15 protein-coding genes and 1 pseudogene are annotated in these 13,498 nt (G+C 72.9%); 3 read left to right on the forward strand and 13 right to left on the reverse strand.

The genetic code is table 11. The features are described 5' to 3' along the window. Positions 1–124 precede the first annotated feature (124 nt). From ACTFAP_RS05110 to hisD, 9 genes are all read right to left on the reverse strand, one after another. The gene (locus tag ACTFAP_RS05110; RefSeq protein ID WP_500468336.1) at positions 125–1,162 is read right to left on the reverse strand and encodes a DUF4328 domain-containing protein; all 1,038 of its coding nucleotides are present in this window, start codon (positions 1,160–1,162) and stop codon (positions 125–127) included. A 134-nt stretch (positions 1,163–1,296) separates the two neighbouring features. Next, positions 1,297–2,067: an imidazole glycerol phosphate synthase subunit HisF gene (hisF, locus tag ACTFAP_RS05115; protein ID WP_495683611.1), complete on the reverse strand. Its 771-nt coding sequence runs from the start codon at positions 2,065–2,067 to the stop codon at positions 1,297–1,299. Beyond that, positions 2,064–2,450 (reverse strand): Rid family hydrolase, encoded by a 387-nt coding sequence (locus tag ACTFAP_RS05120; protein WP_390122748.1) that lies wholly within the window; start codon positions 2,448–2,450, stop codon positions 2,064–2,066. The genes hisF and ACTFAP_RS05120 overlap by 4 nt, the downstream gene beginning before the upstream one ends. Beyond that, the gene (gene priA, locus ACTFAP_RS05125; RefSeq protein WP_390122750.1) at positions 2,447–3,184 is read right to left on the reverse strand and encodes a bifunctional 1-(5-phosphoribosyl)-5-((5-phosphoribosylamino)methylideneamino)imidazole-4-carboxamide isomerase/phosphoribosylanthranilate isomerase PriA; all 738 of its coding nucleotides are present in this window, start codon (positions 3,182–3,184) and stop codon (positions 2,447–2,449) included. Before priA ends, ACTFAP_RS05120 begins: the two co-directional genes overlap by 4 nt. Next, positions 3,181–3,822, reverse strand: coding sequence for an imidazole glycerol phosphate synthase subunit HisH (hisH, locus tag ACTFAP_RS05130; protein ID WP_495683612.1), 642 nt, complete (start codon positions 3,820–3,822; stop codon positions 3,181–3,183). The genes priA and hisH overlap by 4 nt, the downstream gene beginning before the upstream one ends. Next, positions 3,813–3,977 (reverse strand): CG2302 family histidine operon protein, encoded by a 165-nt coding sequence (locus tag ACTFAP_RS05135; RefSeq protein WP_400012379.1) that lies wholly within the window; start codon positions 3,975–3,977, stop codon positions 3,813–3,815. The genes hisH and ACTFAP_RS05135 overlap by 10 nt, the downstream gene beginning before the upstream one ends. Then, positions 3,974–4,564 carry an imidazoleglycerol-phosphate dehydratase HisB gene (hisB, locus tag ACTFAP_RS05140; RefSeq protein WP_495683613.1) on the reverse strand — a complete coding sequence of 197 codons (591 nt, stop codon included), beginning with the start codon at positions 4,562–4,564 and terminating at the stop codon, positions 3,974–3,976. The genes ACTFAP_RS05135 and hisB overlap by 4 nt, the downstream gene beginning before the upstream one ends. Beyond that, a complete protein-coding gene (locus tag ACTFAP_RS05145) occupies positions 4,561–5,709 on the reverse strand; it encodes a histidinol-phosphate transaminase (RefSeq protein WP_500468337.1) in 1,149 nt (382 codons plus the stop codon). The genes hisB and ACTFAP_RS05145 overlap by 4 nt, the downstream gene beginning before the upstream one ends. Then, on the reverse strand, positions 5,706–7,028 hold the full coding sequence (hisD, locus tag ACTFAP_RS05150; protein ID WP_495683615.1) for a histidinol dehydrogenase: 1,323 nt from the start codon (positions 7,026–7,028) through the stop codon (positions 5,706–5,708). The genes ACTFAP_RS05145 and hisD overlap by 4 nt, the downstream gene beginning before the upstream one ends. 115 nt (positions 7,029–7,143) lie before the next feature. Between hisD and ACTFAP_RS05155 the strand changes: the two genes are divergently transcribed. Continuing rightward, entirely contained in the window at positions 7,144–7,935 is a 792-nt protein-coding gene (locus ACTFAP_RS05155; protein WP_500468338.1) for an LON peptidase substrate-binding domain-containing protein, read from the forward strand. Between the two features lie 10 nt (positions 7,936–7,945). Further along, on the forward strand, positions 7,946–8,446 hold the full coding sequence (gene ybaK, locus ACTFAP_RS05160; protein ID WP_390122764.1) for a Cys-tRNA(Pro) deacylase: 501 nt from the start codon (positions 7,946–7,948) through the stop codon (positions 8,444–8,446). A 24-nt stretch (positions 8,447–8,470) separates the two neighbouring features. Here the strand turns inward: ybaK and ACTFAP_RS05165 are convergent, their stop codons facing one another. Next, positions 8,471–9,130, reverse strand: a complete 660-nt coding sequence (locus ACTFAP_RS05165; protein ID WP_390122766.1) for an ABC transporter permease — start codon at positions 9,128–9,130, stop codon at positions 8,471–8,473. Between the two features lie 238 nt (positions 9,131–9,368). Here ACTFAP_RS05165 and ACTFAP_RS05170 point away from each other — a divergent pair, with 238 nt between their 5' ends. Beyond that, a complete protein-coding gene (locus ACTFAP_RS05170; protein WP_500468339.1) occupies positions 9,369–10,322 on the forward strand; it encodes an IS481 family transposase in 954 nt (317 codons plus the stop codon). Here ACTFAP_RS05170 and ACTFAP_RS05175 read toward each other — a convergent pair. The 3 genes and pseudogenes from ACTFAP_RS05175 to ACTFAP_RS05185 all read right to left on the reverse strand — a co-directional run bounded on the left by ACTFAP_RS05175 (position 10,319) and on the right by ACTFAP_RS05185 (position 13,393). Then, entirely contained in the window at positions 10,319–11,254 is a 936-nt protein-coding gene (locus tag ACTFAP_RS05175; protein ID WP_495684891.1) for an ABC transporter permease, read from the reverse strand. The two genes, ACTFAP_RS05170 and ACTFAP_RS05175, sit on opposite strands and share 4 nt — an antisense overlap. Then, positions 11,215–12,141: pseudogene (locus tag ACTFAP_RS05180) on the reverse strand (ABC transporter ATP-binding protein); the annotation flags it as partial. The gene ACTFAP_RS05175 and the pseudogene ACTFAP_RS05180, both read right to left, overlap by 40 nt. 64 nt (positions 12,142–12,205) lie before the next feature. Then, the gene (locus tag ACTFAP_RS05185; RefSeq protein ID WP_390122768.1) at positions 12,206–13,393 is read right to left on the reverse strand and encodes an NYN domain-containing protein; all 1,188 of its coding nucleotides are present in this window, start codon (positions 13,391–13,393) and stop codon (positions 12,206–12,208) included. Between the last annotated feature and the right edge of the window lie 105 nt (positions 13,394–13,498).

A 13,498-nucleotide genomic window follows, 5' to 3' on the forward strand; every position in this document is an offset into this window, starting at 1 on the left:
CCCACACTCCGGCCCGGCACACCGATCGTCCCGGTGCGCCGGGCCGGTGCGTTCGCCCTCGGGCCCGGCCCCGGGGCGTCCGGCGGAAGCGGCGCATCGGCCCCGGGGCCGCCGCGCCGCACGCTCACATCGGGGGCGGCGGCGTGCCCGGCGTGCCGGAGGTTCCGGGCGTGCCCGGCGTGCCCGGCGTGCCCGGCGCCTGCGGCGGCCAGGGCGCGGTGACCGGCGGGTACGGCGTCGGCATCGCCATGGGCGTGGGCATCGGCATCGGCATCGGCATCGGCATCGGGCCCTGTGCGTACTTCATGAGCTGCCACTGGGTCAGCCGGCGCACGACGATGATGGCCAGTACCGCGGCGACGATGCCCAGCACATCACTCAACAGGGTCCCGCTGACCGACGCCTGCATGTTGCTCAGCTCCTCGGCGAAGCTCTCCTCCTCCCGGTTCATGACCCGGTAGGACGCCCTGTCCAGGAATGCCGTGATCAGCCACAACACCCACCAGGCGGTGAGCACCCCGGTCCCCTGGCGCTCCCCGCCGGGGGCGCTGGCGCGCCAGATGTCGTTGGCGATCTTCTTCGGGAACCAGAAGTTGACGATCGGCACCAGCCAACCGCCCACCGCCCAGCCCCGCTTCATCCGCTGCCCGTACGGGTCGAAGACCTCGGCGTTCACCCTGACCCGGTAGAACCACATCATGAAGACGATGGCGGTGGCCAGCATCGCCAGCGTCTGCAGGATGCCGGACGTCGCGTAGAAGGACTCGGCGCTGTCCGCCGCGCTGCGGCTGACGAAACGCCCCTCCTCCACATCGATCAGCAACCCGAACAACCGTCCGCCCGCCAGCACCGCGAGGGTCCAGGCGGCTATGCACACCCCCAACAGCACCGTGACCGCTGTCGCCAGCCCCCGCGGGTCGGCGAAGTGAGCCGGCCCGTGCGGCGGGTACGGCTGGGGCGGAGCACCGTAGTACGGCTGCGGTCCGCCGTGTGGCACGTGGTACGGCTGCGGTCCGCCCTGCGGCGCACCGGCGTACGGCGGTACGCCCGGCGGCTGCGGCTGTCGCTGCGGATACGGAATCGCCTGCGCACACGGCTGGCACAACCCGTCCGGCATGGCGGCGGGTTGCTGCCAGCAGTTCCAGCACTGTGGCGCGTTCATCAATGACCCACCCTCTTCACCTGTTCAGCACAAACGCCTGACCTTAGCAGCGTTGTGCGAACGGTGCGGCGCGGGCCGGGCACGTTGAGCGACCCCGGGGGTCGCTCAACGTGCCCGGCCCGGCAGGTGGTCCGCTAACGCACCGGATGTCCCGCCGCCCGCAGGGCGCCCTTCACCTCGCCGATCCGCAGATCGCCGAAGTGGAACACCGAGGCAGCCAGCACCGCGTCCGCGCCGGCCTCGATGGCCGGCGGGAAGTGATCGAGCCGGCCCGCCCCGCCGGACGCGATCACGGGGATGCCCACCCGCTTGCGCACCGACGCGATCATCGCCGTGTCGTAGCCGTCCTTCGTGCCGTCGGCGTCCATCGAGTTGAGCAGGATCTCGCCGGCGCCCAGGCCCGCGGCCCGCTCCGCCCACTCCACCGCGTCGATGCCCGTCCCCCGCCGGCCGCCGTGCGTGGTGACCTCGAAGCCCGAGGCCGTCACGGTGCCCTCGGGACACCGCCGCGCGTCCACCGACAGCACCAGCACCTGGCTGCCGAACCGCTCCGCGATCTCGCGGATCAGCTCGGGCCGGGCGATGGCCGCCGTGTTCACGCCCACCTTGTCGGCGCCCGCCCGCAGCAGCCGGTCCACGTCGTCCGTGGTGCGTACGCCGCCGCCCACCGTCAGCGGGATGAACACCTGCTCCGCCGTGCGCCGCACCACGTCGTAGGTGGTCTCCCGGTTGCCCGAGGAGGCCGTGATGTCGAGGAAGGTCAGCTCGTCGGCGCCCTCCGCGTCGTACACCTTGGCCATCTCCACCGGGTCCCCGGCATCGCGCAGATTCTGGAAGTTGACGCCCTTGACCACCCGGCCGGCGTCCACGTCCAGGCACGGAATGACCCGTATCGCCAGGCTCATCCCCGCTCATCCCCTCGGTACGCTTCCAGCTCCACCGTCACCAGCACCCTCGGGTCCACGAATCCGGCGGTCACGACGACGGTCGACACCGGCCGTACCGCCTCGAACAGTTCCCGGTGCGCCCGGGCCACCTCGTCCACGTCCCGGACGTGGCTCAGGTACATCCGGGTGCGCACCACGGCCTCCAGGCCCAGGCCGTACGGCCGCAGCGCCTCCACCGCGTCGCCGAAGGCGGCCCGCGTCTGCTCGTACGGGTCGTCGGTGGCCGACACCGACATCCGGCCGCCGTCCGCGAGCGGCGCCGTCCCGGAGACCAGCACCCGGTCCCCGGCCGCCACCGCCCGCGCCGAGCCGAGCGTGTCTTCCCACGTGCTGCCGCTCATACGGACTTCAGCGCCTCCTCCAGCGTGAATGCCTTGGCATACAGCGCCTTGCCGACGATCGCACCCTCCACACCCTGCGGCACCAGCGTCGCAAGGGCCCGCAGGTCATCGAGGGAGGACACGCCGCCGGAGGCCACCACGGGACGGTCGGTCGCCGCGCACACGTTCGTCAGCAGTTCCAGGTTGGGGCCCTGCAGGGTGCCGTCCTTGGCGATGTCGGTCACCACGTACCGCGCGCAGCCCTCGGAGTCGAGCCGGGCCAGCGTCTCGTACAGGTCGCCGCCGTCCCGCGTCCAGCCGCGCCCGCGCAGCGTCGTGCCGCGCACGTCCAGGCCCACCGCGATCCGGTCGCCGTACTCGGCGATGACCCGCGCCACCCACGCGGGCGACTCCAGCGCCGCCGTGCCCAGGTTGACCCGGGTGCAGCCGGTGCCCAGGGCCGCCGCCAGCGAGGCGTCGTCCCGGATGCCGCCGGACAGTTCGACCTTGATGTCCATGGAGCGCACCACGTCCGCGATCTGCTCGCGGTTGTCGCCGGTTCCGAACGCCGCGTCCAGGTCCACCAGGTGCAGCCATTCGGCGCCCGCCCGCTGCCACTCCAGGGCGGCGGCCAGCGGGTCGCCGTAGGAGGTCTCCGACCCCGACTCGCCGTGCACCAGCCGTACGGCCTGCCCGTCCCGTACGTCGACGGCCGGCAGGAGTTCCAACTTCGCGGTGTTCGCAGCGTTCGTCACAGCGTCTCAATCCAGTTCTTCAGCAGCTGGGCCCCGGCATCGCCGGACTTCTCCGGGTGGAACTGTGTCGCGGACAGCGGGCCGTTCTCCACCGCCGCGACGAAGGGCGCACCGTGGGTGGCCCAGGTGACCAGCGGGGCGGTCAGCGCCTCGTTGTGCGCCTCCAGCTCCCACTCGGCCACCGCGTACGAGTGGACGAAGTAGTAGCGGTCCTCGTCCGACAGGCCCGCGAACAGCCGTGACCCTGCGGGCGCGGTCACCGTGTTCCACCCCATGTGCGGCACCACGTCTGCCGTCAGCGGCCCGACCGTGCCGGGCCATTCGTCCAGGCCCTCGCTCCGCACACCGTGCTCGATGCCGCGGGCGAACAGGATCTGCATCCCCACGCAGATCCCGAGCACCGGCCGGCCACCGGCCAGCCGCCGCCCGATGACCCAGTCGCCGCGTGCCTCGCGCAGGCCCGCCATGCAGGCGGCGAAGGCGCCGACGCCGGGCACCAGCAGGCCGTCCGCGTTGAGCGCGGTGTCGAAGTCCCGGGTGACCTCCACCTGGGCCCCGGCCCGGGCCAGCGCCCGCTCGGCCGAGCGGATGTTGCCGAAGCCGTAGTCGAACACGACCACCGAGGCCGTCACTCCCACACCTCCAGGGTCATGACGCCGGCCACGACACACATGAGGGCGCCTATGCCCAGCAGCAGGGTGACGCCGCGCGGCATCTTCTGCTGGATGAAGGAGTACGTGCCGCCGCCCAGGAACAGGCCGCCGGCGAACAGCAGGATCGAGGCCCAGTTCACAGCGCGCCCTTCGTGGAGGGGATGCCGGTCTGCCGGGGGTCGATCTCGCTGGCGCCGCGCAGCGCCCGCGCCAGCGCCTTGAACTGGCACTCCACGATGTGGTGCGCGTTGCGCCCGTACGGGACGTGGACGTGCAGCGCGATCTGCGCCTGGGCCACGAACGACTCCAGGATGTGCCGCGTCATCGTCGTGTCGTACGACCCGATCATCGGCGCCATGCCGTCGGGCTCGCTGTGCACGAGGTACGGCCGGCCCGACAGGTCCACCGTCACCCGCGCCAGCGATTCGTCCAGCGGCACGGAGGCGTCGGCGAACCGGACGATCCCGCGCTTGTCGCCCAGCGCCTGCTTGAACGCCGAGCCGAGTGCCAGCGCCGTGTCCTCGATCGTGTGGTGGGTGTCGATGTGCAGATCACCCTCGGTCTTCACGGTCAGGTCGAACAACCCGTGCCGCCCCAGCTGGTCGAGCATGTGGTCGTAGAAGCCGACCCCGGTCGACACATCGACCTGCCCGGTACCGTCGAGGTCGATCTCGACGACGACCGACGTTTCCTTGGTGGTCCGTGCCACCCGCCCCACGCGGCTCATGGGCGTTCCTCGCTCTCTGGTGCTGCTGCTTCCGTCTCCTTGAGGGCGGCCCGCGCCGCCTCCAGGAACGTGTCGTTCTCGGCCGGGGTGCCGACGCTGACCCGCAGCCGGCCCGGCACCCCGTTGTCCCGGATGAGCACGCCGTGTTCCAGCACCTTCTCCCAGAAGGCGTGCGGATCGGCGAAGCTCCCGAACTGGATGAAGTTGGCGTCCGACTCCGTCACCTCCAGGCCCATCGCCCGCAGTTCGCGCACCAGCCGGTCGCGTTCGGACTTCAGCTCCTGGACGTAGCCCAGCAGCGTGGGGGCGAACTCCAGCGCGGCGTGCGCGGTGGCCTGGGTGACGGCGGACAGGTGGTACGGCAGCCGGACCAGCTGCACGGCGTCCACCAGCGCGGGGTCCGCGGCCAGATAGCCAAGCCGCAGCCCGGCCGCCCCGAACGCCTTGGACATGGTCCGTGAGACGACCAGGTTCGGCCGGCCCTCGATCAGCGGCAGCAGCGAGGGCCGGTGGCTGAACTCGGCGTACGCCTCGTCGACCACCACCAGCGCGCCGTGCCGGCCCTTCGCCGCCCGCTGGGCCGCGTCGTACAGCGCCAGGACGGTTTCGGGATCGACCGCCGTACCGGTCGGGTTGTTCGGTGAGCAGATGAACAGCACGTCGGGGCGGTGCGTGGTGACGAATTCCACCGCGGCCGGCTCGTCGATGGTGAAGTCCGCCTCGTCCCGCGCCCCGGAGACCCACCCCGTACCGGTGCCGCGCGCGATGAGCGCGTGCATGGAGTACGAGGGGTCGAAGCCGAGCGCCGTGCGCCCGGGGCCGCCGAACGCCTGGAGCAGCTGCTGGAGGATCTCGTTCGAGCCGTTGGCGGCCCACACCTGCCGCGGGCCGACCGCGTACCCGGTGGTCTGCGTCAGATAGCCGGCCAGCGCCGTCCGCAGCTCCACCGCGTCCCGGTCCGGGTAGCGGTTCAGCCCGCGCGCCGCGTCCGAGACACGCTCGGCGATCCGGCGCACCAGCGCGTCGGGCAGCGGGTACGGGTTCTCGTTCGTGTTCAGGCGCACCGGCACATCGAGCTGCGGCGCGCCGTACGGGGTCTTGCCGCGCAGTTCGTCGCGCAGCGGCAAGTCGTCGATACGGGTCACTTGCTGTCCGGAACCTTCCATTCGAACCGTGCCTTCACCGCGGCGCCGTGGGCGGGCAGATCCTCCGCCTCCGCGAGCGTGACCACATGGCCGGCCACCTCGGCCAGCGCAGCGCGGTCGTACTCCACGACATGGATGCCGCGCAGGAAGGACTGCACGGAGAGCCCCGAGGAGTGGCAGGCACAGCCGCCGGTGGGCAGGACGTGGTTGGAGCCGGCCGCGTAGTCGCCCAGCGAGACCGGCGCCCAGGGGCCGACGAACACCGCGCCGGCGTTGCGCACCCGTGCCGCGACCGCCGCCGCGTCCCGGGTGAGGATCTCCAGGTGCTCGGCCGCGTACGCGTTGACGACCGCGAGCCCCTGCTCGACGCCGTCCACCAGCACGATCCCGGACTGCCGGCCGGTCAGCGCCGCCGTCACCCGCTCCTGGTGCTTGGTGAGCGCGACCTGCGCCCGCACCTCCGCCTCGACGGCCTCCGCCAGCGCCGCCGAGTCGGTCACCAGCACCGCCGCCGCCAGCTCGTCGTGCTCGGCCTGGCTGATCAGGTCGGCCGCCACGTGGCGCGGGTCGGCGCTGTCGTCGGCCAGCACCGCGATCTCCGTGGGCCCGGCCTCGGCGTCGATCCCGATCCGGCCCTTGAGCAGCCGCTTCGCCGCCGCCACGTACACATTGCCGGGGCCGGTCACCAGCTGCGCCGGGGCGCATTCGTCGGTGCCGTAGGCGAACATGGCGATCGCCTGCGCGCCGCCCGCCGCGTACACCTCGTCGACGCCCAGCAGCGCGCACGCCGCCAGGATGGTGGGGTGCGGCAGCCCGTCGTGCTCGCGCTGCGGGGGCGAGGAGACCGCCAGCGAGGCGACGCCCGCCTCCTGCGCGGGCACCACGTTCATCACCACGGACGACGGATACACCGCCTGCCCGCCGGGCACGTACAGCCCGACGCGCTCCACCGGCACCCACCGCTCGCTGACGGTGCCGCCCGGCACCACGCGCACGGTGGAGTCGGTACGCCGCTGGTCACGGTGGACCAGACGCGCGCGCCGGATCGACTCCTCCAGCGCCGCCCGCACGGCGGGATCCAGCTCGGCCAGCGCCCGCTCGATCCGGTCGGCAGGGACCCGTACCCGCTCGATCTCCACCCGGTCGAACCGCCGTGCGTACTCGACCAGCGCCGCCGTGCCACGATGGCGCACGTCCTCGCAGATGGGCCGCACCTTCTCCAGGGCGGCCTCGACGTCGAGTTCGGCGCGGGGCAGCAGGTCGCGGTCGATCGCACCCTCTGACGAGGGAGAATCGCGCAGATCGATTCGGTTCAGCACTTCTCCAGTCTCTCAGACCCCTGTGACACGGCGATCGCGCGTTTCACCATGCGGTCCCCGGATGAGCGGCGACCCACCGTTGCGGGGGGCCGCACAGCCAGTAGGCTGGCCGGTCGTGACGACCACGCGCCTGCCACTGTTTCCGCTCAACACCGTGCTCTTCCCCGGGCTCGTGCTGCCGCTGAACGTCTTCGAGGCGCGCTACCGGGCCCTGATGCGGGATCTGCTGGACCTCCCCGAGGACGGTCCACGGCCGTTCGGGGTGGTCGCGATCAGGGACGGACACGAGGTGGCGCCCAGCGCCATCGGACTTCCCGAGCCCGACGCGCCGCTGCCGGAGGCCGGCCCGGGAGCGGGCTTCGCCGCCGATCCGATGGACTCCTTCCACGGGGTCGGCTGCATCGCGGACGCCTCCACCATCCGGCCGCGCGCGGCCTCGGCGGCGGCCGTGCTCGCCGAGGAGGGCGAGCCGGAGGCGGCGGCCGACGGCTACGAGGTGCTGGCCACCGGGACGACGCGGTTCCGGCTGCTGTCCGTGGAGAGCAGCGGCCCGTATCTCACGGCGGAGGTGGAGACGCTGCCCGAGGACCCCGGCGAGGGCGCCGGGGCCCTGGCCTCCGGGGTGCTGCGGGCGTTCCGCGGCTACCAGAAGGAGCTGGCGGGAGCCAACGAACGCACCCTGGCCTCCGGACAGGAGCTGCCCGAGGACCCCTCGGTCGTCTCGTACCTGGTGGCGGCGGCCACCGTCATGTACACCTCGGACAAGCAGCGGCTGCTCCAGGCCAAGGACACCGCGACCCGGCTGGCGGAGGAGCTGAGAATCCTGCGCCGGGAGACGACCCTGATCAGTAGGCTGCCCTCGGTTCCGGGCGCCGAGTACACGCTGCGCCCCACCAGCATGAACTGAGGGGCCGGCGGTGGCGAAGAAGAAGCAGCGGACGGGCGGGGGCGGCACTCCGGCCACGGTGGCGGCCACCGGGGCGGGCGTACGGTTCACCCTGCACGCCTACGACCACGATCCCGGCTCCTCCTCGTACGGCGAGGAGGCGGTCCGGGCGCTGGGCAACGATCCCCGGCAGGTGTTCAAGACGCTGGTCGCCGAGGTGGACGGCACCCTGACCGTGGCGGTGGTGCCGGTCGCCGGCTCCCTCGACCTCAAGGCCCTGGCGGCGGCGGTCGGCGGCAAGCGCGCGGCGATGGCCGATCCGGCGGCGGCGGAGCGCACCACCGGCTACGTACGGGGCGGCATCTCGCCGCTGGGCCAGCGCAAGCGGCTGCCCACCGTGCTGGACGCCTCCGCCACCGCGTACGGGACGGTGTTCGTCTCGGCCGGCCGGCGGGGTCTGGAGATCGAGCTGGCCCCGGCCGATCTGATCGCCCTCACCTCAGCGGTGACGGCCCCGATCGGCAAGGACTGAGACCGCCGGGCGGGCCCGCGCCCGTCAGGCGGACGGCTTGGACGGCTTGGACGGCCACTGCGGCACCGTCCGTCCCGGCGCGGGCAGCGGATCGCGCGGACCCCACAGCGCGGTGCACAGCAGATGTGCCCCGACCGCGCCGAACGGCAGGCCCACCAGGACGCCCTTCGCCTCCAGCTTGAGGGGCCCGTCGAAAATCACGCCCTCTCCCACCCGGCGCGCGTGCGCCACGAGGTCCTGTTCGGGTCCCAGCCAGATGCCGACCCGCCAGGCGAGGAAGGCGCCGGCCAGCGCGCCGGCGGCGAGCCCGAGCACCTCGGCGATCCCGCCCTTGCGGCGCCGCAGCCAGAAGACCAGCGCCCCGGCGACCGCCCCCACCGCGAGGCCGGTCAGCAGAAACGTCCCGTCAATCGCGATGGACTGCTGCCCCTCGGAGTTCTGGAGCATCACCGCCCGGCCGTTGGACACCACGGGGACCCGGGGCGCCAGCAGCGGCCACAGCGCGCCGAGCGCCAGCCCGGCCAGTACGGCGACGGGGAGCGCCACCAGCAGCGCGGTCCGTATCTCCCGGCCCCACTGCGGGCGCGCACGCTCCGGCGGGGGCTGGGCGGGAACCGACCAGGGGTCATGGCCGCCGCCCATGGCGGGCGAGCGGTGGTCCTCGGAAGGCTGGGGCGCGATCACCCCAACATCCTGCCAGTTGCGGGCACCAGTTCGGTGCCCGGGACGACCGTTCGGGCGTATGAGCGGATCTTCGACACCACCGGGGAGACGCCGCCGCCACCATCCGTCAGGCAGGCCCTAGCTGTACTGATCACAGAGGTTGGTGACGGGGTTCACGGTTGGTTGGTCTTGATATGGGTGAGGGCCTTCTGGCCTGGTGTGGATTGCGACATCTGCACCGGCGACCAGAAAGGCCCTCGTGCCTCACCGTAACGCACCCCTGACCGAGACCGGCCGTCTGCGGCTTGCCCGCTGCGTCGTGGATGACGGATGGCCTCTGCGCCGGGCCGCTGAACGCTTCCAGGTCTCACCCACCACCGCGGCACGGTGGGCGGCCCGCTACCGCGAACAGGGCGAGGGCGGGATGTGCGACCGGACCTCCCGGCCACGCAGCAGCCCGCGCCGGACCCCGACCCGCACCGAACGCCGGATCATCAAGGTCCGCGTGGTGCGTCGGTGGGGGCCGGCCCGGATCGCTCATCTGCTGCGGCTGGTGCCCTCCACGGTCCACCGGGTCCTGACCCGTTACCGGCTGGCCCGGCTCACGCATCTGGACCGGGCCACCGGCCGCGTCATACGCCGCTACGAACGCGAACGGCCCGGCGAACTCGTGCACGTCGACATCAAGAGACTCGGCAACATTCCCGACGGTGGCGGACACAAGGTCCTGGGCCGCCAGGCAGGCCGCAAGACCCGCGCGGGCGCCGGCTACAGCTATCTGCACACCGCCGTCGATGACTACTCCCGCCTCGCCTACAGCGAGATCCACACCGACGAGAGGAAAGACACCGCCGCCGCGTTCTGGCAACGCGCCCAGGCGTTCTTCGAGCAAGCCGGAATCACCGTCGAACGCGTCCTGACCGACAACGGGGCCTGTTACCGGTCCCACGACTGGCGCCAGGCCATGGCCCAGGCCGGGATCGCTCACAAGCGAACCCGGCCCTACCGGCCCCAGACCAACGGCAAGGTTGAGCGGCTGAACCGGACCTTGCTGGACGAGTGGGCCTACGCCCGCCCCTACCGGACCGAGCAGGAACGACGCGACGCGTTCCCGCAATGGCTACACACCTACAATCACCACCGCGGACACACCGCGCTCGCAGGCAAACCACCCGCCAGCCGCGTCCCCAACCTCACAGGGCAATACACCTAGCCGACGGCGGCCCGCCGGTAGGCCCAGGTCGCCAGGGTGAGCGCCAGCGCCCCCACCGCCGCGCACACCCCGAGGTTCGCGACCACCGACCCCCAGTCCGGCCCCGGACGCAGCACCTCGGCCAGCGCCTCCACCCCGTAGGTGGAGGGCAGCAGCTCGCGCAGCCACCGCACCGGCTCCGGCATCCGCCCGGCCGGCAGCACGCCCAGCAGCAGCGCCGCCGACATGCCCAGCTGCCCGCACAGGGTGGCCAGCTCGGGCCTGGGCGCCAGCAGTCCGAGCGCCGCCCCGAGCCCCGCCAGCGCGGCCCCGGCCAGCGGGATCACCGCCAGCAGCACCCACAGCCCGCCCAGCGGCAACTGGTACAGCAGACTGCCGGAGACCGCCGTGACGATCACCCCCGGCACCGTGAACGAGGCGTACGCCGCCGCCGTCCCCAGCGCCACCGAGGCGGCCGGCACCGGCAGCGTCGCGTAGTGGTCGATGCCGCCGCTCGCCCGCAGCTGCCCGAAGTGCTGGGCCAGCAGGTTCAGCGCGACGAACGCCACCACCAGCACCGACGAGCCCGCCACGACAGCCCGCGCCTCGTCCCCGGTGCCGCCGTCGACCACTCCGCGCATCAGGATCATGATCCCGATGGACTGGAAGGTGGCCACGAACAGCAGCGGGATCCGGGCCACGCGCGCCCGCGACAGCTGCGCGACGTAGACGGCCCGCAGCGAGGGCCACAGCCGTACGGCGGGGGCCAGCGGATGGGGAACGGCAGCGCTCACGCCCGTACCAGCCCGTCCCCCTGGCCGCCCAGCGCGAGGTAGACGTCCTCGAGCGTGGGGGTGGCCAGGGTGAAGTCGTCGAGGGCGGCGAACGCCGGCCCGGTGGTCACCTCGGTCACGGCCGCCCGCGCCCGCTCGGGCGGCAGCCGCAGCGTCCAGCGCCGCCCGGCCTCCACGGCTCCGGGGCGCAGCGCGGCGATGGCCGGCAACCACAGCGGCGGCTCGTCGCGCCACACCAGGTCCAGCCGCACCTCGTCCCCCACCAGGGCCTTCAGCCCGCCGGGGGTGTCGCAGGCGATGACCCGGCCCGCCTCGAGAACGGCGACCCGGTCGAGTACGGTCTCCGCCTCGATCACGTTGTGGGTCACCAGGACCACGGTGGTCCCGTGCTCCGCGCGCCGCCGGTCGATGGCGGCCCACACCGCGCGCCGGGCGACGGGGTCCATGCCGGTGGTCGGCTCGTCCAGGACGAGGACGGGGCGGCCGGCCACCAGGGCGGTGGCCACGCAGGCCAGCCGTCGCTGCCCGCCGGAGAGCTTCTTGAGCGGCCGTCCGGCGAGGGGCCCCAGGCCCAGCTCCTCGATGACGGCGTCCCGTTCCCGCCGCGCCGCCGCGGCGTCCAGCCCGCGCAGCCGGGCGGTGGTCTCGGCGGCCAGCGCCACGGTCAGTTCGTCCAGCGCGCTGGATTCCTGCCCCAGGTAGGCGAGCAGCCGGGCGGCGCGCCGCGGGTGCCGCACCAGGTCGTGTCCCAGCAGTTCGACGCTCCCGGCGTCGGGTCGCAGGAGTCCGGTGAGCTGTCGTACGAGGGTGGTCTTGCCGGCCCCGTTGGGCCCCAGCAGGCCGAAGATCTCCCCGGCCGCGACTTCGAGGTCCACGCCGTCGCTGGCCACCACCGGGGCGCCCCGGGAACGCCGCCAACCGCGCGGCGCCGGGTAGGTCTTGACGAGCCCGCGCACGGTCAGCGCGGTCACAGCATCACCGCTGTCCGCCGCTGTCTGCTGAACGCCGGACTTCGACCGCCCGACCCATGCGGTAATGGGGCCCACAGCCCCTGACCCTACGTGGCGCCCGCCGTCGCACGGGACCCGGGGCCTTCTTCGGGGGCGGGTCTCAGGATTCGGGGCCCGCGGTGCGGACCGTGTCCGTCCGTTCGTCGATCTCCCGCCAGAACCCGGCCCGGATCGCGTACCGGTCCCGTTCGTCGATCTGGTCGTCCTTGTGCGCCAGCAGTCCGAAGCGGGCCGCGTAGCGCAGCAGCTCGCCGTCGATGCGGTGCGGGATGCGCGGGTAGTCGGCGGACAGGGTCGACAGCTGTGCGAACGGTTTGGTGCCGCCGAGCCGTTCCGCCCAGCGCCGGGCGAAGACCTGGCCGACCTCGAACGGGTCACCGCTGACCGCCGTGATGTCCTCCTCCCGGTCGGCCCAGCGCTGCTCGGCGGTCGTCAGGTGCGACAGCATCGGCAGCGCCGCCGTCTCCGGCGACTCCTCGGGGCCGCGCTCCACCCATCCGCGGTCGGAGGACCAGCGCAGCGTGGCGGAGGTCGCGGGTGCCTGCGCGGGGCGGCCCAGCGAGGCGAGGTCCTTGGGGGTGGGCACTTTTCCCACCGGCTCGGCCTCGGTGGCGGTGGGGCACGGCTCGGTGCTCACGGCGGCGGCGGTGCTGGTGGCCCGCACCTGCTCGCCGTTCTTGGCCTGGGCCGGCGGGGCGGAGAGGATCGCGGCGATCTCGGGCCTGGGCTGCGGCTGGGCCTCCTTCACCCGGATGGCCCTGGTGATCCAGGCCCGGTCGAGCACCCGTCGTTCGTCCGCCTCGGCGACGAGATCCTCGGACTGGTTGTAGTCGCCGTCGGCGGCCTGGACGGCCCACAGGTGCACGGCGACCCCGTGTTCCTTGGCGGACACCAGGCCCGGCAGCAGATCGCCGTCCCCGGTGATCAGCACGATGTCGGCGCAGGCCCGGTTCCGCGCCAGTTCGGTGAGTTCGGCGTGCATGGCGGCGTCCACGCCCTTCTGCGCCCACCGTCCGTCGCTGCGGGTGAGGGCGCCCAGGCGTACGGTGACGCGGGGCATGACGCGAAGTCGCCGGTGTTCGGGCTGCGGGACCCGGTCCGGGGCGCCGTCGAACCAGTAGATGCGCAGCAGATCGCATCCGGTGTCCGCCTCCGCGCCTTCCCGCAGCCCCTGGATGAGGGCGGTGTGGTCCACGCTGATGCGGGGGCGGGAGGGTTCACCCGCCAGGAGGCTCGCGGCGGCCCCGAGCAGATACCCGGCATCGACCAGGACGACGCAGCGGTCCACGTGGCACCTCTTTCACCGAGCCGTTTTCTGGAGTCTGCCCGACCGCGTCACCGTTATCAGCCTGAACTCGATCATCGGCGTGGCGAGTCGGACCGGAACCGGTCA

The sequence above is a fragment of the Streptomyces sp. PH9007 genome (assembly GCF_059813725.1).

Coding starts and splice junctions, on each gene's coding strand:
- ACTFAP_RS05110 (WP_500468336.1), bottom strand. CDS start 1,162: ATGAACGCGCCACAGTGCTGGAACTGCTGGCAGCAACCCGCCGCCATG.
- hisF (WP_495683611.1), bottom strand. CDS start 2,067: ATGAGCCTGGCGATACGGGTCATTCCGTGCCTGGACGTGGACGCCGGC.
- ACTFAP_RS05120 (WP_390122748.1), bottom strand. CDS start 2,450: ATGAGCGGCAGCACGTGGGAAGACACGCTCGGCTCGGCGCGGGCGGTG.
- hisB (WP_495683613.1), bottom strand. CDS start 4,564: ATGAGCCGCGTGGGGCGGGTGGCACGGACCACCAAGGAAACGTCGGTC.